The following is a 22,632-nucleotide window of genomic DNA, read 5'->3' as shown; positions in this document are numbered from 1 at the left end:
GCTGGGCGGTAGGTTTCCTACAGCGCCCGAGGAGGTTTATGACGCGGGTTTTGTGAGATTCGTTCACTGCGCCAAGCAAGAATCAAAAGCCCCTCACCCTAACCCTCTCCCAGAGGGAGAGGGGACTGATTGGGGGATGTTCAGAATGTGCGCCAACCTGAGGAAACCGTGCCGAATCCATAATCGACCCGGTATTTAAGGTCGATGTATGACGCAAAACACCTCGGTCGGCCCCCTCTCCCTCCGGGAGAGGCTGGGGTGAGGGGAAAAGGATTCCACGGCCTACTTCTGCGTCCCGTCATCATGCTGCAGATTTGCCTGCGTCAGATTCGCCCCCGCCGGCACGCTGCGCGTCAGCCAGACGTTGCCGCCAATGGTCGAGCCCTTGCCGATGGTGATCCGTCCGAGAATCGTCGCCCCGGCATAGATCACTACGTCATCCTCAACGATGGGATGACGCGGATGGCCCTTCTGCAACTGGCCGTCCTCATCCGCCGGGAAGCGCTTGGCCCCCAGGGTCACCGCCTGATAAATCCGCACCCGCTCACCAATGATCGCGGTTTCGCCAATCACTACGCCTGTGCCGTGATCGATAAAGAAACTGCGGCCGATCTGCGCGCCCGGGTGGATATCGATGCCCGTCGCCGAGTGCGCGATTTCCGCGCTGATCCGCGCCAGCAGCGGCAGCCCGGCACGGTATAAATGGTGCGCCAGGCGATGGTGAATCACCGCAAGAATGCCCGGATAGCACAGCAGCACTTCGTCAACGCTGCGTGCCCGCCGGGTCGCCGTGGTAGGCCGCCAGCACGTCGGTGTCGAGCAGCGTGCGCAAACCCGGCAATGCGAGGGCAAAATCCTGCACGATCTGAATGGCGCGGGTCTCGACTTCACTGTCGTCCTGCGCGCTGTGGCGGGCAACGTAACGCAACTCCAGGCGCGTCTGCGCCAGCAATGCATTGAGCGCTACATCAAGCGTGTGGCCGACGTAGAAGTCTTCACTTTCTTCACGCAGATCGACCGGCCCCAGACGCATCGGGAACAGCGCGCCACACAGCGCCTCGAGGATTTCCGCCATCGCCGCTCGCGATGGCAATTCGCGGCCGCCCTGCTCCCCTGAAGCCCGGCCATTCTGTGCGCGCCACTGATCCCGCGCGCTGCGCAGCTGGCTGACGATGGTCTGCAATTGCCAATGGCTGGAACGCTCGCTCACGGTAAAGACTCCTCACGGGCGGCCGGACTGTCTGGCCGCGTCAACGGCGCCTACTTTACGGCATGCCTTTGCCGACGAATTAAGAACCGATAGTGCTGGCCTCAGTCCATTTGGCTATAAGCGATTGGCGGTTGCCCGTGCAAAAACGCGTGCCTATAGTCCTTTCATTCTTCTGCGCCAGTACGGACCCATGATCAAACAACAGCTGCAACGCTTCCCCCGTCTCGAACTGCTGAGCCACCCCACGCCGCTGGAAAAACTCGAACGCCTGTCCACCTGGCTCGGTCGCGAGGTGTACATCAAACGCGATGACCTGACGCCGCTGGCGATGGGCGGCAACAAGCTGCGCAAACTCGAATACCTGGCCGCCGACGCGCTCGCGCAAGGTGCTGACACGCTGATCACGGCCGGTGCGTTGCAATCGAACCACGTGCGCCAGACCGCCGCGCTGGCCGCGAAACTCGGCCTCGGTTGTGTGGCGCTGCTGGAAAACCCGCTCGGCACTGATGATGGAAATTACACCGGCAACGGCAACCGCTTGCTGCTGGATCTGTTCGACACCAAAGTCGAGCTGGTCGACAACCTCGATAATGCCGACGAACAACTGGCCGCCCTGGCCGTGCGCCTGCGCAGCAACGGCAAGAAGCCGTATCTGGTGCCGATCGGCGGCTCCAACGCCCTTGGTGCTCTGGGTTATGTGCGCGCCGGGCTGGAACTGGCTGAGCAGATCAAGGACAGCGGCCTCGATTTCGCCGCTGTGGTGCTGGCTTCAGGCAGTGCCGGTACTCACAGTGGTTTTGGACTGGCGCTGAGTGAGGTGCTGCCGCAACTGCCGGTGATCGGCGTGACCGTTTCGCGCAGTGAAGAAGATCAGCGCCCGAAGGTTCAGGGTTTGGCCGAATGCACCGCTGAGCTGCTGGGCATCGAGTTGCCGGCCAGTTTCAAGGTCAAGCTGTGGGACGAATATTTCGGCCCGCGTTACGGCGAGCCGAATGCCGGTACTTTGGCGGCGGTGAAACTGTTGGCGGCTCAGGAAGGTCTGTTGCTTGACACGGTGTACACCGGCAAAGCCATGGCCGGCCTGTTAGACGGGATTGGCCGGCAGCGATTCGATGACGGCCCGATCATCTTCCTGCACACCGGGGGCGCGCCGGCGTTGTTTGCCTACAAGGATTTTCTGTAAGAGCAGATCAAGAGATGGTGATTGTTCCCCACGCAGAGCGTGGGAATGATCTTATGCAGAAAGTGAATATCAAAATTGATATTAAGTATTTTCAAGTCTAACGATCACATCTTATAGTCTCGCCGCAGGCGAATTTCGGGCGAGACGCTTAAGCTGCTTTAAGGCAGGATAGCGCTGTCGTCCAGATCACCAATTTGCCTACATTCCTTAAGCGTCTTCCATAAGAAAACACAGGGGCTTGTCATGAATTTTTCCGCACTACGTCGCACTCTGCTGGTCGGTTCGCTGGGTCTTGCGCTCAGCGCCGGCCTGATCGGTCAGGCAGTGGCCGGTGAGCAGTTGCAACAGATCAAGGACAAGGGCGTTCTGAACGTCGGCCTGGAAGGCACTTACCCCCCGTTCAGCTATGTCGACGAGAACGGCAAGCTGTCGGGTTTTGAAGTGGAGCTGTCCGAAGCGCTGGCGCAAAAGCTCGGCGTCAAGGCCAAGATTCAGCCGACCAAATGGGACGGCATCCTCGCCGCACTGGAATCCAAGCGTCTGGATCTGGTGGTCAACCAAGTGACCATTTCCGACGAGCGCAAGAAGAAGTACGACTTCTCCGAACCGTATACCGTCTCTGGCATTCAGGCCCTCGTGCTGAAAAGCAAAGAGTCGGCGCTGAACATCAAGACTGCCGCTGACCTGTCCGGCAAGAAAGTCGGTGTCGGCCTGGGTACCAACTACGAGCAGTGGGTCCGCGCCAACGTGCCGGGTGCTGACGTGCGCACCTACGATGATGATCCGACCAAATTCGCCGACCTCAACAACGGTCGTACCGATGCCATCCTGATCGACCGTCTGGCTGCCCTCGAATACGCCAAGAAAGCCCCGAAAACCGTAGCTGCCGGTGAGGCCTTCTCGCGTCAGGAATCCGGTATCGCCCTGCGCAAAGGCGAGCCTGAACTGCTGGCTGCGGTGAACAAGGCGCTCGACGAACTGCGTGCTGACGGCACTCTTGAGAAACTGTCGAAGAAATACTTCAACGCAGACGTCACTAAATAATGGAAGAGGCTTTCCAACTCGCGCTGGATTCCGCGCCCTTTCTGTTGAAGGGCGCGTACTACACGGTAGTCCTCAGCCTCGGCGGGATGTTCTTCGGTCTGCTGCTGGGCTTCGGCCTCGCGCTGATGCGCCTGTCGCGCTTCAAATCGGTCAGCTGGCTGGCCCGCATCTACGTGTCGTTCTTTCGCGGCACGCCGTTGCTGGTGCAGTTGTTCGTGATCTATTACGGCTTGCCGCAACTGGGCATGGAGCTTGATCCGCTGCCAGCAGCGCTGATCGGTTTCTCGCTGAACATGGCCGCCTACGCCTGTGAAATCCTTCGGGCCGCGATCGGTTCGATCGAACGCGGTCAGTGGGAGGCTGCTGCGAGTATCGGCATGACCCGCGCGCAGACCCTGCGCCGGGCCATCCTGCCGCAAGCGATGCGCACGGCATTACCGCCGCTGGGCAACAGCTTCATTTCGCTGGTCAAGGACACGGCGCTGGCCGCGACCATTCAGGTGCCGGAGCTGTTCCGTCAGGCGCAGCTGATTACCGCCCGGACTTTTGAAGTCTTCACCATGTATCTTGCCGCCGCGCTGATCTACTGGATTCTGGCCACGGTGCTTTCGCACTTGCAGAACAAGTTGGAAGAGCGGGTCAATCGGCACGACCAGGAGTCCTGACGCGATGATTGTCGTGGAAAAACTGACCAAGCAATTCAAGGGACAGGTCGTGCTCAACGGCATCGACCTTGAGGTAAAGGAAGGCGAAGTCGTCGCGATCATCGGTCCCAGTGGTTCGGGGAAAACGACGTTCCTGCGCTGCCTGAATTTCCTCGAAGAACCCACCAGCGGCCGGATCAAGGTCGGCGATATCGAAATCGATACCAGCCGTCCGCTGAACCAGCAGCAAAGTCTGGTGCGCAACCTGCGCCAGCACGTCGGCTTCGTGTTCCAGAACTTCAACCTGTTCCCCCATCGCACCGCTTTGGAAAACGTCATCGAAGGCCCGATCGTGGTCAAGAAGATGCCGCGCGACCAGGCAGTTGCTCTGGGTAAAAAGCTGCTGACCAAAGTGGGGCTTGCCGGCAAGGAGGACGCGTATCCGCGCCGGCTTTCCGGTGGCCAGCAACAGCGCGTGGCAATCGCCCGGGCGCTGGCGATGGAGCCGGAAGTCATTCTGTTCGACGAACCGACCTCCGCCCTCGACCCGGAACTGGTCGGCGAAGTGCTGGCGACCATCCGCGGTCTTGCCGAAGAAAATCGCACCATGGTGATTGTCACCCATGAAATGGGTTTTGCCCGTGACGTGGCCAATCGCGTGGTGTTTTTCGACAAGGGCGTAATTGTTGAACAAGGTGAAGCCAAGGCACTGTTTGCCAACCCGAAAGAAGAACGCACCAAACAGTTTCTCAGCAAGTTTCTGAATCACGCCTGAGAACTTTCTCTGCCACAGCCCTCAACTTCCACGGACGGAAGTTATCCCTCCCCCGGCATTTCATTCTTCTAAATATTTATTACTTGTGCGCGCAGATATACATTGCGCAACGATGACGCACGTTCTCGACTCGTCATATTTCCACACGTTTGCCGGTGAACGAACCCGCACAAAACGCCGCGAAACCGCTGTTTATCTGTAGCTGATTTCGCGCTTACGCCTAGGCTTAGTGCCTCGATGACGTAGGAGCTTTCTGATTAACTTGTAATTTACGCATTAACTAATCCCCTCTATTGACACCCCTCTCCGCAGACTTTTATCTAGTCGGCAACCGGCGCCCATTAGTTCAAACAACCCGCACTAATACCGAGCAAATACTTGTCGCTTTTATTGCCAGTTGATTCGCGCCTTTTTTGTTTTCCAGAAACGGATTTCGCTGCAAGACTTCAAGGAGAGAAACCGATGACCCGCACTTCGCACACACCCGAACTTGCAGCGCCAACGCTGGCATGCGCACAAAAAACCGGCATCAACCTGGCAACGGCAGCTCACCTGCTCATCGACGTGCCGCCCTACTGCGACATGGACGTTGGCGATCTGATCGAACTGTTCTGGGACAAATGCTATGTCGCGTCAAAAGTCCTCAGCGCGGCCGATGTGGGCGAGTCGGTCAGCCTGCGGGTGCCGGAGAGTTTCATCACCAACGGCACCGCGCGCATTCACTACCGCGTGATGCAGGTCGGCCAGGGCGCCGCGCTTTCGGCAACGACGCGGATACAGGTCAAACTCGATTGCCCGGGTGGCCAGCCCGCTGCGCACTGCGAAGATGAAAACCAGCAACTGGCACCGGTGATCATCCCCGAAGCGATTCGCCGCCAGGGCGTCAACCCCAGCCAGATCAAACGCGGCGTGCCGCTGACTATCGAGCCTTATCTGAACATGGCCGAAGACGACGCCATCACATTGCGCTGGGGCGATGTGCGCATGGATCTGGCGGCGCTCACTGCGGCCGACGTCGGGCTGCCGATTCAGGTCTGGGTGCCACCGGCGGTGATTGTCGAAGCGGGCGAAGACCTGCGACTGGACGTGACGTACTGCATCCTCGACCGGGTGGGCAACAATTCGCGATGGGCGCCGCCGCGCACACTGAAAATCGGTTGCGTGAATCCGTACGTGAAAGTCCACCTGAAGCCCGAATTCAAGGCCGCCGAATCACGTACCAAGTGAGACCTGCTCAGGGGTGGGAGGTCAGTTATCTCTCACCTGAACCTCGTTAACCAAGCCGAACATCCACCCTTCTATGCATATTCCTAAAAGTTAGTTCATTTAATTTTTATACACGCTTAGGGTATATGCACCGGACCACCGGACATTCTTTCAATCGCCGCACTTCGCGGCGTTTTTCATGAGATGTGAGGTAGGTATGGTCCGGAACACAATCACCCCAGTGCAGATCGCCAGGGCATTGCGTGCAGCCAGGGAGCGGCACTGATGTCCAGTCTGGCAGATGCGAATCTGCAGTCCGATCTGGACATCGCCCCACTGTTGTTGCCCGCGCAAGTACTGCGCAACGACGCTCAAGCCATCAAGGCCGCCCACGAGCTGGCGCAGGCCGCCCGCGTGCAGGCGGCCAAACGCGACCGTCAGCGCAAGCTGCCATGGTCGGAAATCGAACAGTTCACCCGCAGCGGTCTGGGCAGCATTGCCATCCCGCGCGAATACGGTGGCCCGCAGGTTTCCTTCGTCACATTGGCTGAAGTATTCGCGATCATTTCTGCCGCCGACCCGGCGCTCGGACAGATTCCGCAAAACCAGTTCGGCATCATCCATCTGGTGCTCGGCACCGCTACCCAAGCGCAGAAAAAGCAGCTGTTCCAGAGTGTTCTGGAAGGTTGGCGCATCGGCAATGCCGGCCCGGAACGCGGCACGAAAAACACCTTGGAACTGAAGGCGCGAATCAGTGCAGATGGCGACGACTACGTGATCAACGGCCAGAAGTTCTATTCCACCGGCGCCCTGTTCGCCCACTGGGTCGCGGTGAAAGCGCTCAACGATGACGGCAAGCAAGTGCTGGCCTTCGTCCGTCGCGGCACGCCAGGTTTGCGCATCGTCGATGACTGGTCGGGTTTCGGCCAGCGCACCACCGCCAGCGGCACGATCCTGCTGAACAACGTGCGCGTCGAGTCGAGCCTGGTCATCGACAACTGGAAGATCAACGACAAGCCGAACACCCAAGGGGCAGTGTCGCAGCTGATTCAAGCGGCCATCGACGCCGGCATCGCACGCGGTGCTATCGACGACGCCATCGACTTCGTCAAAACCCGCGCGCGGCCATGGATCGACGCCAAGGTCGAGCGCGCCAGCGATGACCTCTACGTGATCGCCGATATCGGCAAACTGAAAATCGAACTGCACGCCGCCGAGAAGCGCTGCTGCGCAAGGCCGGGCAAGTGCTCGATGAAGTCCACGCCGCGCCGCTGACTGCCGAATCCGCCGCACGCGCTTCGATCGCCGTGGCTGAAGCAAAAGTACTGACCACCGAGATCTCGCTGCTGGCCAGCGAAAAGCTCTTCGAACTGGCCGGCAGCCGCGCGACCCTCGCCGAATTCAATCTCGACCGCCACTGGCGCAACGCCCGCGTGCACACCCTGCACGACCCGGTGCGCTGGAAATATCACGCAGTCGGCGCCTATCGCCTGAACGGCACTTTGCCGGCTCGCCATTCCTGGATCTGAGACGACCAGTCATCTGGAGAACCCCCTATGACGCTTTCCCATCACGTCGCGCTCATCACCAGCGATGAGCAAGCCCTGATCGTCGCCAGCGACCTGGCCGAAGATTTCAAACGCGACAGCGCGATCCGCGACCGCGAACGCCGCCTGCCATTGGCCGAGCTCGAAGTGTTTTCCCGCTCCGGCCTGTGGGGCATCAGCGTGCCAAAAGAATATGGCGGCGCGGGCGTATCCAACGTCACCCTGGCCAAAGTCATCGCCCTGATTGCGCAGGCCGACGGTTCACTCGGGCAAATTCCGCAGAACCATTTCTACGCACTGGAAGTGCTGCGCGTGAATGGCAGCGATGAACAGAAACAACGTCTGTACGCCGAGGTCCTCGCCGGTCAACGCTTCGGCAATGCGCTGGCGGAACTGGGCACCAAAACCGCTCACGACCGTGTCACCCGTCTCAAACGCGACGGCGCTGGTTATCGCATCAACGGTCGCAAGTTCTACTCGACCGGGGCGATTTACGCGCAGCGCATTCCGACGTCGGTGGTCGATGAAAACGGCGTACAGCAACTGGCCTTCGTCCCGCGCGAGAGCAAGGGCCTGACGGTGATCGACGACTGGAGCGGCTTCGGCCAGCGCACCACTGGCAGTGGCTCGGTGGTGTTCGAAGATGTGTATGTAGCGGCTGAAGATGTGCTGCCGTTTCAGAGCGCTTTCGAGCGCCCGACCACGGTCGGCCCGCTGGCGCAGATTCTCCACGCCGCCATCGACACCGGCATTGCCCGCGCCGCTTTCGAAGATGCCTTGCATTTCGTGCGCAGCAAGACCCGTCCGTGGATCGATTCCGGCAACGACAAGGCCACCGAAGATCCACTCACATTGAAGAGCTTCGGCCACTTGAGCATTCGGTTGCACGCCACCGAAGCCTTGCTCGAACGTGCCGGCGAAATCCTCGATGCCGCGCAAGCCGAAACCAACGCCGAAACCGTCGCCGCCGCATCGATTGCAGTTGCCGAAGCGCGGGCGATCAGTACGGAAATTTCCCTCGCCGCCGGCAGCACCCTGTTCGAACTGGCCGGCAGCCAGGCGACGCTGAGTGAACACGGCCTCGACCGCCACTGGCGCAACGCCCGAGTGCATACCCTGCATGACCCAGTGCGCTGGAAATATCACGCAGTTGGCAATTATTACCTCAACGACGAAAACCCTCCGCTGCGAGGGACGATCTGATGAGCGCTGCGAAAAAGAAAATTCTGCTCAATGCGTTCAACATGAACTGCATCGGCCATATCAATCACGGCATGTGGACGCATCCGCGCGACACTTCGACCCGCTACAACACGATCGAATACTGGACCGAACTGGCGCAGTTGCTTGAGCGTGGATTGTTCGATGGTTTGTTCATCGCTGACATCGTCGGCGTCTACGACGTCTACCAGAACTCGGTGGACGTCACGCTGAAAGAGTCGATCCAGTTGCCGGTCAACGATCCGCTGCTACTGGTTTCAGCGATGACAGCCGTCACCAGAAACCTCGGCTTCGGCCTGACCGCCAATCTCACTTACGAGCCGCCATATCTGTTCGCCCGACGCATGTCGACGCTCGATCATTTGAGTCGCGGCCGGGTCGGCTGGAACATCGTCACCGGTTATCTGGACAGCGCCGCCAAAGCCATGGGCCTGCGCGAACAGGTCGAACATGACCGCCGCTACGACCAGGCCGAAGAGTATCTGCAGGTGTTGTACAAGCTCTGGGAAGGCAGTTGGGAGAACGGCGCGGTGCTCAACGACCGCGAGCAGCGTATCTACGCCAATCCGGAAAAAGTGCACAAGGTCGAGCACAAGGGCGAGTTCTATCAGGTCGAGGGTTATCACCTCTGCGAGCCGTCACCGCAGCGCACGCCGGTATTGTTCCAAGCCGGCAGCTCCGATCGCGGCTTGCTCTTCGCCGGGCGTCATGCCGAGTGCGTATTCATCAGCGGCCAGAACAAACCATCGACCAAAGTGCAGGTCGACAAGGTCCGTGCCAGCGCGGTCGAAGCCGGGCGCAATCCTCAAGACATCAAGGTGTTCATGGGCCTCAATGTGATCGTCGGCGCCACCGAAGAAGCGGCGTGGGCCAAGCATGCCGAGTATCAGAGCTACGCCAGCGCCGAGGCCGGCGTGGCGCATTTTTCCGCGTCCACCGGCATCGACTTTGCCCAGTACGACATCGACGAGCCGATCCAGTACGTGAAGAGCAACGCGATTCAGTCGGCGACGAAAAACCTGCAGAACAACGACTGGACCCGGCGCAAATTGCTCGACCAGCACGCCCTCGGTGGTCGTTACATCACCGTGGTCGGCTCGCCCGAGCAGGTGGCGGATGAACTCGAATCGTGGATCGCCGAGACCGGTCTGGACGGCTTCAACCTGACCCGCATCGTCACCCCGGAAAGCTATGTCGATTTCATCGAACTGGTGATTCCCGAGCTGCAGCGGCGCGGCTCGTACAAGACTGCGTATGAGGGCGGGACCTTACGCGAGAAGTTGTTTCACGGTGAGGCGCAATTGCCTGAGCAACACAGCGGATCTTCGTACAGGCATCAGAAGCTTCGCGAGCAGGCTCGCTCCCACATTTGAAATGCGTGCCCCTGTGGGAGCGAGCCTGCTCGCGAAGAGGCCCTCCCCGACAGCAAAAATTCATGCACTGACTGGAAAAACCACCATGACCAAAAAAATCCTGACCCACCCAGTCAAAGCACTGGCTCTGGCCTTCGGCCTGTTCAGCTCGGCGGTATTCGCTGCGGATGCGCCGCTGAAAATCGGCACCACCGCCGCTTTTGCCATCCCGCTGGAAGCCGCCGTCGAGGAAGCTTCCAAACAAGGCCTGAAAGTCGAGCTGGTGGAATTCACCGACTGGATCGCGCCCAACGTCAGCCTCGCCGCTGGCGACATCGATGTGAATTACTTCCAGCACATTCCGTTCCTGGAAAACGCCAAAGCCGCGTCCGGCTTCGATCTGGTGCCATTCGCTCCTGGGATCATTAACAACGTCGGTCTGTATTCGAAGCGATACAAAAGCTTCGATGAGCTGCCCGAAGGCGCCAGCGTCGCCATCGCCAACGACCCGATCAACAGCGGACGCGGTTTGCAATTGCTCGCCAAGGCCGGGTTGATCAGCCTGAAACCGGGCGTCGGCTACAAAGCCACCGAGGACGACATCGTCGCCAATCCGAAGAAGATCAGGATCCTTCAGGTCGAAGCCGTGCAGCTGGTGCGCGCCTATGACGACGCCGATCTGGTCCAGGGTTATCCAGCCTATATTCGCTTGGCGAAGACCTTCGATGCCGGCTCGGCGCTGCTGTTCGACGGTCTCGATCACAAGGAATACGTGATCCAGTTCGTCATCCAGCCGAAGAGCAAAACCGACCCGCGCCTGATCAAGTTCGTCGACATCTATCAGCATTCGCCGGCCGTTCGCGCGGCACTGGACAAGGCCCACGGCAAGCTCTATCAGGCCGGTTGGGAAAGCTGAACATGACTGCCGCGATCCAACGGCGACTGGAGCTTCCAGAGCCACACAATGCTGAAAAAACCGAGCTGCACCCCGAGTTGAATCGCGCCCACGTACGCTTTATTGGCGTGGGCAAAACCTACGACGGCCGGCAAGGTCCGGTCGCGGCCTTGCAGGGCATCGACCTGGCGATTCAGCGTGGTGAAGTGTTCGGCATCATCGGCCGCAGCGGCGCCGGCAAGTCGTCGCTGATCCGCACGATCAATCGCCTGGAACAGCCGACTTCAGGACGCGTGCTGATCGATCAGGTCGATATCGGCGAGTTCGATGAAGACCGTCTCGTCGCTCTGCGCCGGCGTATCGGCATGATCTTCCAGCACTTCAATCTGATGTCGGCCAAGACCGTCTGGCAGAACGTCGAGTTGCCACTGAAAGTCGCCGGCGTGCCGAAGGAACAGCGCGACAACAAGGTGCGCGAACTGCTCGAACTGGTCGGCCTGCAAAGCAAGCACAAGGCCTACCCGGCACAACTCTCCGGCGGGCAGAAGCAGCGTGTCGGCATCGCCCGCGCGCTGGTGCATGACCCGGACATTCTGCTCTGCGATGAAGCGACATCGGCACTCGATCCGGAGACCACTCAGTCTATCCTCGGACTGTTGCGCGAGATCAACAAACGCCTCGGCCTGACCATTGTGCTGATCACTCACGAAATGGCAGTGATCCGCGACATCTGCGATCGCGTCGTCGTGCTTGAGCATGGCCATGCGGTCGAGCAAGGCCCGGTGTGGCAAGTGTTCGGCAATCCGCAGCACGAGGTCAGCCAGACCTTGCTCGCGCCGCTGCAACACGCCTTGCCGGAAGAATTGCAAAGCCGTTTGCAGGCGCAATCCACGGCTTCTGATGCAGCGGTGGTGTTGCGTTTGCAGTTCACCGGCAGTGCCGCTGATGAGCCGGATCTGGCCGCGTTGTTTGCGGCGTTGGGTGGCCAAGTGAAGCTGCTTCAGGGCGGCGTGGAAAGGATTCAGGGTCACGCACTGGGGCAGCTGTTGCTGGCCGTCAGCGGCTCGGCGTTCAGCGCCGGGCAATTGCGCGAACGCGCCGGGCAATGGGCGCAACGAGTGGAGGTATTGGGCTATGTGGTTTGATCGCTTGCTGCAGGGTTTTATCGACACTTTCCTGATGGTCGGCGTGTCGTCGCTGATCGCGCTGCTGGCGGGGATTCCCATGGCGGTGATTCTGGTCACCAGTGACAAGGGCGGGATCTATGAGGCGCCGCTGTTGAACCGTGCGCTGGGCGCCTTCGTCAATCTGTTCCGCTCGATCCCGTTCCTGATTCTGATGGTTGCGCTGATTCCGTTTACCCGCCTGATCGTCGGCACCACCTATGGCGTGTGGGCCGCTGTGGTACCGCTGACAATCGCCGCAACGCCCTTCTTCGCACGGATCGCCGAAGTGAGTCTGCGCGAGGTCGATCATGGTCTGATCGAAGCCGCGCAGGCCATGGGTTGCCGGCGCTGGCATATCGTCTGGCATGTGCTGCTGCCCGAGGCGCTGCCGGGGATTGTCGGCGGTTTCACCATCACGCTGGTGACGATGATCAATTCGTCGGCCATGGCTGGGGCAATTGGTGCTGGTGGGCTGGGGGATATCGCTTACCGCTACGGTTATCAGCGCTTCGACAGCCAGATCATGTTGACGGTGATCGTCCTGCTAGTGGCGCTGGTGGCGGTGATTCAGTTAGGTGGGGATCGGTTGGCTCGGGGGTTGAACAAGCGGTGAAGCAGACTCTTTGCTTCCGATGGCTGGGACGCCAGCGCCCACCATCGGATGCGAACTGGTGGCGCTACTGTGAGTGTTCACCCGACATAACCTGGAGTAATCGAATTTTTTTTCAGAAAAGCCCGGGTATTTCCCTGATCAAGCGTGTTTTCCATGTTTTCTCTTGTCTGAAAAATCAGACTCGTCATGTCTTTCCACTTCACGCTGTTATGAGATTGCCACTCCACATACTCATCAGGCGAAGCCAGACCCGTTTCGACACCCGACATAATCCTTGTCAATACTTGCCACGTTTTGGATTGCATTTGGTGAAACACTGGATACAGATTTCCAAATGAAGCCAGATTATTGATTGAAGGCTTCAGATCAAAGCTGTCGACTCCGGTCAACGTCATATATTTACGTGACTCATCTTTCAGATGGAAGGCAGCAGCCCCATAGGCTGAAGCGCCACCCGCGCTGGCCAGACCGGAAGAGAGTTTCAAAGCCCCATAAACAGGCCTGAAATCCCCATTGAATTTCGGATGATCTAGCGAGCCATACTCTTTTATTATTCTGGAAGGGGAATGAGCATAGTCAAACATGCCCATTTCGAAACCATCCCGGATCTCCGTTGCAAAACCCGGTTTAACCCCTTGATGCCACATATTCATGAGGCCATCACCTTCTAGATCAGGGATGCTTTCCGGATTGATATTGAAAGTCAGTTTCGCCCTGGATATGACATCAACAGCGGCTTCCAGCAATTCATCCGCAGCCACATCGCTCTGGATGCGCGCCAGCTTTTTAATTTTGCCAATGGCAGAACTCTTATCCGTGTCCTTTCTAGCCATGATGCTGGGGAGCAAATGCAATTTGAAATGGGCCCTGCGCGCATGCTCCGCGTCACTTTCGCCGCTCAAAACGCTACTCAAACCTCTGACCGTCCCCTGTTCATCAACGAAAATCAGCGGACTATTTCCTAGCATTGCGTAAAGATTGATTCCATCGATATCTCGGCCAGGATCGGGACTTGTCCAGCGTTGTAACCACGGCGCGTAATAACGATATCCATAATAGTAAAGACCGGTCGCATCCCTCTCTTTGCCTGAGTAGCGAATCGTTTTGTTTTTCACCGTCAATGAATTCTTACCCGCCCAGCACGCCGTGCCACCAAACGGGTAATAGTGCTCCTGAGTCAAAATCCCCGCACCATCATCCAATTCCAGCGTGCTGGAACCAAGATGATCACTGAGGCTGTAACGCAGTTGGTCGCCTTCCACCCCGCTTGGCCAGTGCAGCAGTCGTACCCGATTGCGCCCGGTGTCGACATTGACGACATGTCGCTCGACACCATCGACTTCGCGATGAATCTCGAGCCCCGGCAGATAACGAACTTCTACCGTCAGCGTCTGACCGGACGCTTGGCTGACAGTCGTTTTACGCAACCGATGCCCCGGCTCGTCGTAGCCATAACACTCGTAGTCATCGCTTTCATCCGCACGCTGCACCAACACAACCCGGCTTAACTCATTGCGTACGTTCCAGTACATGGCCTGACCGCGTTGCAACTCCAACTGATTACCCGCCGCATCAAATCCCAGCGCTATCTCCGCTTCCCCGGGCAAGGAACCATCGTCGCGCTGCGCCAGGCTTCGGTTGCTGCGATGGGAGGTGTACATCGAAAAACCCGGCGCACCGCTGTGGTGGCGAGTGATCAGGTTGCCCGCTGCGTCGTAGTCGAATTTCTGCGTGTAGTTGCGCCGTTGATTGGGATCGAGCGGCGTTGGCAGCAGCTCCGGCAAGGCCGGGCCATGACTGGGCTGGCTGACTTCCCAGCCGCTGGCCTCGACCAGTTGATAAAGGCTGTCGTAGCGATACCGACTGACCGGATCGATGCGCTGATTGTTGAGCCAGGACACGGCTTGAGTCTTGTCTTCCAGGCTGATGATGTTGCCCACCGGATCGTAGACGTAATTCAGATCCTGCAACGGAGGATGCGTGCCGACACTGGCGAGCAGTCTGAGCAACCGGCCGTCATCGCGGCTGTATTCGGCGCGGGCGATGACGCCGTTGCCGGCCGTTTCGCTTTCGATCTGACCCTGCGCGTTGTAGCGAATCGCGCTGACCAGGCACTTCGGCTGCCTGCCCTCGCCGGCCTGCAACAGCCTGGTCGCGCAAGCTTGCCCGGCGATGTTGTAATGCTGGGTCCGGAGGTTGCCTACCGCGTCGGTGTGATGCTGCAACTCGCCGGTTGGAGTGAAAGTCTGCCGGGTGACGTAGGTTGTTTCCTCGAGATAGTCATCCCGCCGGTCGGGTTCGAGTGGCCAGTCAGGCGTCTCGAGCTCGATCAAAAAGCGTCGCGACTCAACCATCACTGCGCCAGCGAGGCCGTAGCCATCGAAATGCCGATTGCCGGCCGGGTCGTCGTGGCGGATTGGTCGACCGCACTGGTTGTGCTGTGCGTGATCATCGGTGGCTTTTGCATAGGTCCAGCGCTCGACCACGTGAGGCTGCCCGTCGTGCGCCTGCTCGGTGAGGGCTAGCGGTCGCTGCAGATCATCGTATCGGCGGTGACTCTGACTGCCCCGGGCATCCCAACCAGAACACATCGAGCCCGCTTCATTCAACAGCCGCACCTGCCAACCGGCGTCGACGCTGTCTGCGAGTAAGTCTTGACCGCTCAATGCGTAGAGTGTGGCCAGATTCGGCTTGGGCGCAACGCCGTACAAACGCGGATCCCACGACGCTACCTGACGCCCCGCCTCATCAAAGATCTGCCGGGTGATGCGCGATTCGATGTCGGCTTTATCCGGGTGTCGGCAATAGGCAACGCTGCGAACCACCAGTGCGCGCGGGTCAATGACCGACAAGGTCGGAGTGGCGGTGTCATGGCGGGTATTCACGGCTACGCGAGTCCCTGATGTCTATACGCCGAGACTGAACCAGTTTTCTCCATCCCGATACTGTAAGAACTACCAGTTGCATTCAGGTTTGCGCACCCATGCGGTCATTCAGACGGGCTGGCGCGTGGACTGAATAAGCGCTAAGGTCGATGGCGGCAGGTGGCCATCAATCAGGCCCTTGTGATCGCGATATCTTAGGCAACGCCCTTCGCAAAAATCAGATGCTTCCTACACCACTTTTGTCGTTTCGCCAGCCCGAACCACGGGGGTTTGCAGGACGATTCCTAGAATATTTTGCCCGCTTGTACCCGAAATATCCTGTAGCTAATCTCCGGTCGTCACTGTTTTGCGGTGACTGGATTCAGTTGTCCGGCCGGCGACTGATCCGCGTGCAGCCGCCGTCCTGCTCGTTTAGTCGCGAAATGGTTGGCTCCCACTTGAAGTCAGGAGTTTACCCATGGAAAAAAATCTTGCCGATCCGCCACTCAGCCTTACCTCAAGCAAGCGGTTCACCGAGGATTTGCTCAAGGATCGCTCTGCACTGTGCCGCGCCGTCGACTCGCATCTGGCCGGCAATCAGGTCACGTTGGCGGGACAGAAACGCGTTTACAGCATCAGCGAAGATGTGACGCTGGAGGACGCCCAACTGTATGTTGCCGATCTGCTGCGCTGCGCTTCGGTGACCGTCCATCAATGCGGTGACCAGCTCGGGGGCGCGGATCGGGCCATGGTGTTCTCGGTCTGGCATCTGCTGGAAATGGCCAAGGCGATGATGGACCGCTCGATCGATTGTCTGGGAGCGAAGCAGCACTGAAGCCTGGCACCCATTGCCGCCTGCACTGGCCCCAGCGCAGGCGGCGTTTTTTTGCCGGTGAAAAGGCTTATAGTCCGCCCTCACGCCGCCAATACAGCATCGATCATGAAGCAAACGCCCAGCGACCTCGAACAGATCACCGCCACCACCCTTGGTCACTACAACTCGGTGGCCGAGGATTTCCGTGAAGGCACTCGCGACCACGATGTCAGCCAGAATATCGAGGCCTTGCTGCGCCACATTCACGGTGAAGCACCTTTCACGATTCTCGATTTCGGCTGCGGGCCGGGGCGGGATTTGCAAACCTTCACGCGCATGGGCCACGTCGCGATCGGCCTTGATGGCTCACAGGAATTCGCGCGCATGGCCCGCGAAGACAGCGGTTGCGAAGTCTGGCAGCAGGACTTTCTCAAGCTTGATCTGCCGGCCGAGCGCTTCGACGGCATTTTCGCCAACGCCGTGCTGTTTCATGTGCCGCTGCAGGTGTTGCCGCAAGTGCTACGGCAACTGCACGGCACCTTGAAACCGGGTGGCGTGCTGTTCAGTTCCAATCCGCGTGGCGACAACCAAGAGGGCTGGAACGGGCCGCGCTACGGCTCGTATCACGATCTCGAGGCCTGGCGCGGGTTGCTGACGGCGGCGGGGTTTGTCGAGCTGGAGCATTATTACCGGCCTGCGGGCTTGCCGCGCGAACAGCAGCCGTGGCTGGCGAGCGTGTGGCGTCGAGTTGATTGAAGATCAAAAGATCGCAGCCTTCGGCAGCTCCTACGTTGGAATGCGTTTCCCTGTAGGCGCTGCCGAAGGCTGCGATCTTTTGCTTTTGCTTCAGGAAGATTCTTTTTCAGGCTCGCGAATCTTGTACCAGGCCACATACAGCGCCGGCAGGAACAGCAGCGTCAGCAGCGTCGCCACGACAATCCCGCCGATCATTGCGTAGGCCATCGGTCCCCAGAAAACTTCGCGGGCGATCGGGATCATGCCCATGCTCGCTGCCGCTGCGGTCAGCAGGATCGGTCGGCGCCGGTGTTCGGTGGCTTCGACCACCGCGTCCCACGGCGCATAGCCTTTCTGCTCGAACTCATCGATCTGCGTCACCAGAATCACCGAGTTGCGGATGATGATGCCGATCAGCGCGAGAATCCCCAGGATCGCCACGAAGCCCATCGGCGTGCCGGTCGGCACCAGCGCCAGGACCACGCCTATCAACCCCAGCGGCGCCACACTGGCGACCAGGAACATCTTCTGCACGCTGTGCAACTGAATCATCAGGAACGTCGCCATGAGGAACAGCATCAGCGGCAACACCTTGGCAATCGGCCCTTGGGCCTTGCCGCTTTCCTCGACCGTGCCGCCGGTGGCGACCTTGTAGCCGACCGGCAGTTTCGAGGCAAAAGCATCGATCGACGGCTTGAGCAGTTTCACCAGATCGGTCGGCTGAATCTCGTCGCGCACCGAGGCCTTGATGGTAATGGTCGGCAAGCGGTCGCGACGCCAGACCAGCGGTTGTTCCAGTTCATAGCGCACGGTGGCGAACGCCAGCAGCGGAATCGAGGTGCCGCTCGGCGTGACGATCTGCAGGTTCTGCAGGGTTTCCGGCGTGCCGCGCTCGGAATCCACCGCGCGACCGACCACGTTGATCAGGTAGATATCGTCATCGACCTGGGTCAACGGCGAGCCGCTGACAATGCTGTTCATCAGGTTGGCGACGTCTTCTGAGGACAGCCCGAGTTGCCGCGCCTTGTCCTGGGCGATGTCGATGCGCAGGACTTTGCCCGGCTCGTTCCAGTCGTAAATGATTTCGCCGATGTGCGGGTTCTTGTCCAGTTCGGTGGCCAGGTCGATGGCGTGTTTGCGCACCTGATCAACATCTTTGCCGCTGACTCGATACTGAATCGGACGCCCCACGGGCGGGCCCATTTCCAGGGCCTGCACGTAGCTGCCGATGCCGACGAAGTCCTTGTGCAGGCGCTCACGCAGGCGCTGACTCAACGCCTCGCGGGCCTCGAAGTCCTTGCTGACGATCACCAGCTGCGCGTAGTACGGGTTCTGTAATTGCTGGTCCAGCGGCAGGTAGAAACGGATCGCGCCCTGACCGATGTAAGTGCTCCAGCGCACGATGTCCGGATCGCCCTTGAGCGTCGCTTCGAGCTTGTCCACCGCTTTGCGGGTTTCGTCGATGGAGGCGTTTTGCGGCAGGTTCAGGTCGACCAGAATTTCCGGGCGGTCGGAAGCGGGGAAGAACTGGTTCTGCACGAAACGCATGCAGAACACCGCCAGCACGAACAACAGCACGGTGACGCCGATCGCCCACCAACGATTGCGCATGGCCCACAACAGGCCGCCGTTGAACGCCCGGCCGACGCGACCCGGCTCGGCATCGTGGGCCTTCACCTTGTCACTGAGAATGTGCACGCCGATCACTGGTGCGAAGAACACCGCGACCACCCACGAGACGATCATCGCCACGGCGATCACCGCGAACAGCGTGAAGGTGTATTCACCCGCCGAACTGGCATTGAGGCCAATGGGCACAAAACCGGCGACGGTCACCAGCGTACCGGTGAGCATCGGGAATGCGGTCGAGGTGTAGGCGAACGTCGCCGCCTGCTCCTTGCTCTCGCCCATTTCCAGGCGCGTGACCATCATCTCTACGGTGATCATCGCGTCGTCCACCAGCAGACCGAGGGCAATGATCAATGCGCCGAGGGAAATCCGCTGCATGGTGATGCCGCTGTACTCCATGAACACGAAGACCATGGCCAGCACCAGCGGAATCGAGCAGGCCACCACCAGACCAGCGCGCACGCCGAGGCTGATGAAACTCACCACCAGCACGATGATGACCGCTTCGAACAGCGCGCTGGTGAAACCGCCGACGGCCTCTTCCACCACCACCGCCTGATCGGAAACGGTGTGCACGCCGACGCCGACCGGCAAATCTGCGGTGAGCTGGTCGATGCGCTCATGCAGCGCTTTACCGAATTCCTGAACGTTGCCACCCTTCTGCATGGCAATCGCCAGGCCGATCGCCGGTTTGCCGTCGAAGCGGAATTCCGGTGTCGCCGGATCGACGTAGCCACGGCTGATCTCGGCGATGTCGGCCAGACGATAGAAGCGATCGTTGAGTTTGAGATTGACCTCGGCCAGATCTTTCTCCGATTCGAACTGGCCCGAGGTGCGCACGGAGATCCGCTCCGGCCCCGCCTCGATCACCCCGGCCGGAGTCACTGCGTTCTGCGATTGCAGGCTCTGCACCACCTGGCGCTGGTCGATACCCAGTGCGGCGAGTTTGCGCGTGGAGAAATTCAGGTAAATCGTTTCGTCCTGCTGGCCGACCATTTCGATCTTGCCCAGCCCCGGCACGCTGCGTATTTCGGCGCGCGCCTGTTCCACGTAATCGCGCAACTGACGCATGGTCAGGCCGTCGGCGGTGAAGGCGTAGACCGAGCCGTACACGTCACCGAACTCATCGTTGAACCCCGGCCCCTGAATGCCCTGGGGAAACTGGCCGCGAATGTCGTCGATCTTCTTGCGCACCTGGTACCAGATTTGCGGAATGTCCTCAGCGCTGGTGGTGTCGCGCAGGTACACGTACACCGTCGACTCGCCGGGGCGGGTGTAGCTTTTCACGTAATCGAGGGAATCGAGCTCTTCGAGTTTTTTTTCGATGCGGTCGGTGACCTGCTTGAGGGTTTCTTCCTGGGTCGCGCCCGGCCATTTGGTCTGGATCACCATGGTCTTGATGGTGAATGACGGGTCTTCTTCGCGGCCGAGATTGAAGTAGGAGAACACCCCCATCAGCAGCCCGACGAACATCAGGTACCAGACGAATGACTGGTGCTTCAAGGCCCATTCGGAGAGGTTGAAAGAGCCTTTCATTGACTGTCCTCGTCAAGTTTTACCGATTGTCCGGGTTTGAGACTGTTGACGCCGGCGCTGACCACGCGCTCGCCGTTTTGCACGCCACCGGCCAGCACCACGCTGTTGTCGCCACGGCTGACCACGCTGACGTCGCGCGGGTTGACGGTTTTATTCTGCGTGTCGATGACCCAGATCCGGGTTTTACCGTCGGCTTCCTGCAACGCCGTCACCGGCAGTTCGATGCGGGGCTTGATCGCCGAGCTGAGGGTCACGCTGATCGCGGTGCCGAGGCGGAAACCGTCCGGCGTATCCGACAGGGTCAGGCGCGCGCGGCGGGTGCGCGTGGCGCTTTGCGCCTGGGGTTCGATCTCGCGGATGATCGCCGTGGTGTTGATGCTCGGGTCGAGTTGCGCGGCCACCGAGAACACCACGTCGCTGGGCAACTGATCGACCAGCGTATCGGGCAGATCGATCACCGCTTCCTTGATGTCCGGCTGCGCCAGCGTCACCACCTGTTGGCCGGCAGTTACCACTTGCCCGGCTTCGGCGTTCCACGCGGTGACCACGGCTTTGTGATCGGAGCGCAGCTCGGTGTAACTCAGTTGATCCTTGCTTTGGCTGACCGCCGCGCGGGCCTGATCGAGTGAGGCCTGGGTGGTTTTCAGGTCGGTATTGGCGACGTCCAGTTGCGCCTGCGCTCCGACGCCGCGATCGAACAGCGCTTGCTGACGGCGTGCATTGGCCTGCGCGTTGATCAGCTGCGCCTGGATCCGCGCCAGATCGCCCTGGGCCGAGCGCAACTGGTTCTGCTGATCGGACGGATCAAGGGTGGCGAGCAAGGTGCCCTTCTGCACCTCGGCGCCGACATCGACGTTGCGACTGGCGATGCGTCCACCGACGCGGAAACCGGTGTTGCTCTCGTAACGCGCCTGAATGCTGCCGGCAAAGCGTCCGAGGCTTTCTTCGTTGAGCGCTTTGACCGTGACCGACAGCACCGGGCGTACCGGTTCCGGCGGGGTTTCCTTTTCCGAGCAGGCGCCCAGCAGCAGCGCCATGCACAACAGTCCGAGGCGCTTCATGGCTGCGCTCCCGGTTGCAGATCCTTGTAGGTGTTTTCGGCAATCTCGACTTTCATGCCGGGGTGCAGCAACTGGCCGCCGGCGACAATGACTTTCTCGCCGCCCTTGAGACCTTCGCTGATGATCACTTTGCCGGTCAGGTAGCGACCGACCGTGACCGTGTGCAACTGCGCTTCGCCTTTGTCATCGACCAGCCACACCGCCGGGTCGCTGATGTTTTTTGTCAGCGCCGACCAAGGCAGTTCCACAGCTGATTTGCCGGTGCCTTTGGCGGTGGCGCTGACCACAGAACCGAGTTGCATGCCCGGCGGCAGCTTGTCGAGGCTGACCTTGACCTGCACGGTGCCCGATTGCGCAGACACCGATGGCGTGATCTCACGCACGGTGCCGGTGGTCTTGATCTCGGGATTGTCGAGCAGGCTGACCACGATCGAACGATCGGACGGACGCTCGGCCAGCAGCGATTCGTAGACATTGAATACCGCGTCGCGGTCGCCATCGCGGGCTAGACTGAAAATCGGCGCGGTGGCCTGCACCACCTGGCCGACTTCGGCCTGGCGCTCGGTGATCACCCCGGGTGCATCGGCGATCAGCGCGGTGTAGCCGAGCTGGTCCTTGGCGTTGGCCAGCTGCGCCTGCGCCGCGCTCAATGCGCTCTGACTGCTGCGCAGCGCGGCTTGTGCCGAATCGTATTCGCTCTGGCTGGTGTAGCCCTTGGGCAGGAGTTTTTGCTGACGCACGAAAGCGGCTGCCGCTTGCTTCACGCGGGCCTGTTCGGCGACGACCTGGGCCTGAGCGGAATCGACGTTGGTCTGCAGATCTTTCGGATCGAGTTTGGCCAGCACCTGCTTGGCCGTGACGCGGTCGCCGACATCGACCATGCGCTGGATGATTTTGCCGCCGACGCGAAATGACAGCTGGGTCTGCACCCGCGCCTGCACATCACCGGTAAGGGTCACCGCTGCGGCGTAGTTGGCCGGTTCGACCTCTTGCACAAAGACCCGTGGCAAGTATTCCTCAGCAGGCTTCTTGTCGCCGCAAGCGGTGAGCAACGCCATGGCGCTCACGGCCATCAGCACTTTCAATCCGGGACCCGCCATGCACACTCCTTGGCCTTAAATGCTGCTGTCGAGACGA

At 59.8% G+C, this 22,632-nt stretch carries 16 protein-coding genes and 2 pseudogenes; 13 read left to right on the top strand and 5 right to left on the bottom strand.

Features of this window, described 5'->3' with window-relative positions:
- Positions 1-282: 282 nt before the first annotated feature.
- Positions 283-1,210, bottom strand: a pseudogene (gene epsC / locus ACZ9BE_RS25670) (serine O-acetyltransferase EpsC).
- A gap of 190 nt (positions 1,211-1,400) precedes the next feature.
- Here epsC and ACZ9BE_RS25665 point away from each other — a divergent pair.
- From ACZ9BE_RS25665 to ACZ9BE_RS25615, 11 genes and pseudogenes are all read left to right on the top strand, one after another.
- Positions 1,401-2,393 (top strand): D-cysteine desulfhydrase, encoded by a 993-nt coding sequence (locus ACZ9BE_RS25665; protein ID WP_476250079.1) that lies wholly within the window; start codon positions 1,401-1,403, stop codon positions 2,391-2,393.
- Positions 2,394-2,636: 243 nt separating this feature from the next.
- Entirely contained in the window at positions 2,637-3,437 is an 801-nt protein-coding gene (tcyJ, locus tag ACZ9BE_RS25660; protein ID WP_016772199.1) for a cystine ABC transporter substrate-binding protein, read from the top strand.
- Complete coding sequence (gene tcyL / locus ACZ9BE_RS25655) at positions 3,437-4,102, top strand: cystine ABC transporter permease (RefSeq protein ID WP_016772200.1); 666 nt, start codon at positions 3,437-3,439, stop codon at positions 4,100-4,102. The genes tcyJ and tcyL overlap by 1 nt, the downstream gene beginning before the upstream one ends.
- Positions 4,103-4,106: 4 nt before the next feature.
- Entirely contained in the window at positions 4,107-4,856 is a 750-nt protein-coding gene (gene tcyN, locus ACZ9BE_RS25650; protein WP_076565047.1) for an L-cystine ABC transporter ATP-binding protein TcyN, read from the top strand.
- A 462-nt stretch (positions 4,857-5,318) separates the two neighbouring features.
- Entirely contained in the window at positions 5,319-6,083 is a 765-nt protein-coding gene (locus ACZ9BE_RS25645) for a hypothetical protein (RefSeq protein ID WP_252877239.1), read from the top strand.
- A gap of 264 nt (positions 6,084-6,347) precedes the next feature.
- A pseudogene (locus ACZ9BE_RS25640) lies at positions 6,348-7,591 on the top strand (SfnB family sulfur acquisition oxidoreductase).
- 27 nt (positions 7,592-7,618) lie between these two features.
- Positions 7,619-8,812 (top strand): SfnB family sulfur acquisition oxidoreductase, encoded by a 1,194-nt coding sequence (locus tag ACZ9BE_RS25635; RefSeq protein WP_252877237.1) that lies wholly within the window; start codon positions 7,619-7,621, stop codon positions 8,810-8,812.
- Positions 8,812-10,203 (top strand): LLM class flavin-dependent oxidoreductase, encoded by a 1,392-nt coding sequence (locus tag ACZ9BE_RS25630; protein ID WP_476250078.1) that lies wholly within the window; start codon positions 8,812-8,814, stop codon positions 10,201-10,203. The genes ACZ9BE_RS25635 and ACZ9BE_RS25630 overlap by 1 nt, the downstream gene beginning before the upstream one ends.
- Positions 10,204-10,288: 85 nt before the next feature.
- Complete coding sequence (locus ACZ9BE_RS25625; RefSeq protein ID WP_252887119.1) at positions 10,289-11,098, top strand: MetQ/NlpA family ABC transporter substrate-binding protein; 810 nt, start codon at positions 10,289-10,291, stop codon at positions 11,096-11,098.
- Between the two features lie 2 nt (positions 11,099-11,100).
- Positions 11,101-12,222 carry a methionine ABC transporter ATP-binding protein gene (locus ACZ9BE_RS25620; RefSeq protein ID WP_236168237.1) on the top strand — a complete coding sequence of 374 codons (1,122 nt, stop codon included), beginning with the start codon at positions 11,101-11,103 and terminating at the stop codon, positions 12,220-12,222.
- A complete protein-coding gene (locus tag ACZ9BE_RS25615; RefSeq protein ID WP_016772208.1) occupies positions 12,212-12,856 on the top strand; it encodes a methionine ABC transporter permease in 645 nt (214 codons plus the stop codon). Before ACZ9BE_RS25620 ends, ACZ9BE_RS25615 begins: the two co-directional genes overlap by 11 nt.
- Before the next feature lie 77 nt (positions 12,857-12,933).
- On the opposite strand, the gene ACZ9BE_RS25610 is transcribed toward ACZ9BE_RS25615, so the two are convergent.
- The gene (locus tag ACZ9BE_RS25610) at positions 12,934-15,741 is read right to left on the bottom strand and encodes an RHS repeat domain-containing protein (RefSeq protein ID WP_476250077.1); all 2,808 of its coding nucleotides are present in this window, start codon (positions 15,739-15,741) and stop codon (positions 12,934-12,936) included.
- Between the two features lie 457 nt (positions 15,742-16,198).
- On the opposite strand from ACZ9BE_RS25610, the gene ACZ9BE_RS25605 reads away from it, so the two are divergent.
- Positions 16,199-16,555 (top strand): DUF6124 family protein, encoded by a 357-nt coding sequence (locus ACZ9BE_RS25605; RefSeq protein WP_041477463.1) that lies wholly within the window; start codon positions 16,199-16,201, stop codon positions 16,553-16,555.
- Between the two features lie 105 nt (positions 16,556-16,660).
- A complete protein-coding gene (locus ACZ9BE_RS25600) occupies positions 16,661-17,290 on the top strand; it encodes a class I SAM-dependent methyltransferase (protein ID WP_056787053.1) in 630 nt (209 codons plus the stop codon).
- 90 nt (positions 17,291-17,380) lie between these two features.
- Here the strand turns inward: ACZ9BE_RS25600 and ACZ9BE_RS25595 are convergent, their stop codons facing one another.
- From ACZ9BE_RS25595 to ACZ9BE_RS25585, 3 genes are read right to left on the bottom strand one after another with little or no spacing between them, the layout of a single operon-like run.
- Positions 17,381-20,434, bottom strand: a complete 3,054-nt coding sequence (locus ACZ9BE_RS25595) for an efflux RND transporter permease subunit (protein WP_460059764.1) — start codon at positions 20,432-20,434, stop codon at positions 17,381-17,383.
- Positions 20,431-21,495 (bottom strand): efflux RND transporter periplasmic adaptor subunit, encoded by a 1,065-nt coding sequence (locus ACZ9BE_RS25590; protein WP_041477460.1) that lies wholly within the window; start codon positions 21,493-21,495, stop codon positions 20,431-20,433. Before ACZ9BE_RS25590 ends, ACZ9BE_RS25595 begins: the two co-directional genes overlap by 4 nt.
- Entirely contained in the window at positions 21,492-22,595 is a 1,104-nt protein-coding gene (locus ACZ9BE_RS25585; RefSeq protein WP_056787047.1) for an efflux RND transporter periplasmic adaptor subunit, read from the bottom strand. Before ACZ9BE_RS25585 ends, ACZ9BE_RS25590 begins: the two co-directional genes overlap by 4 nt.
- Positions 22,596-22,632 lie beyond the last annotated feature (37 nt).

The sequence above is a fragment of the Pseudomonas sp. TE9122 genome, assembly GCF_056278925.1.
The sequence above is the reverse complement of the archived record's forward strand: the minus strand, read 5'-3'. Positions and strand labels throughout refer to the sequence as shown.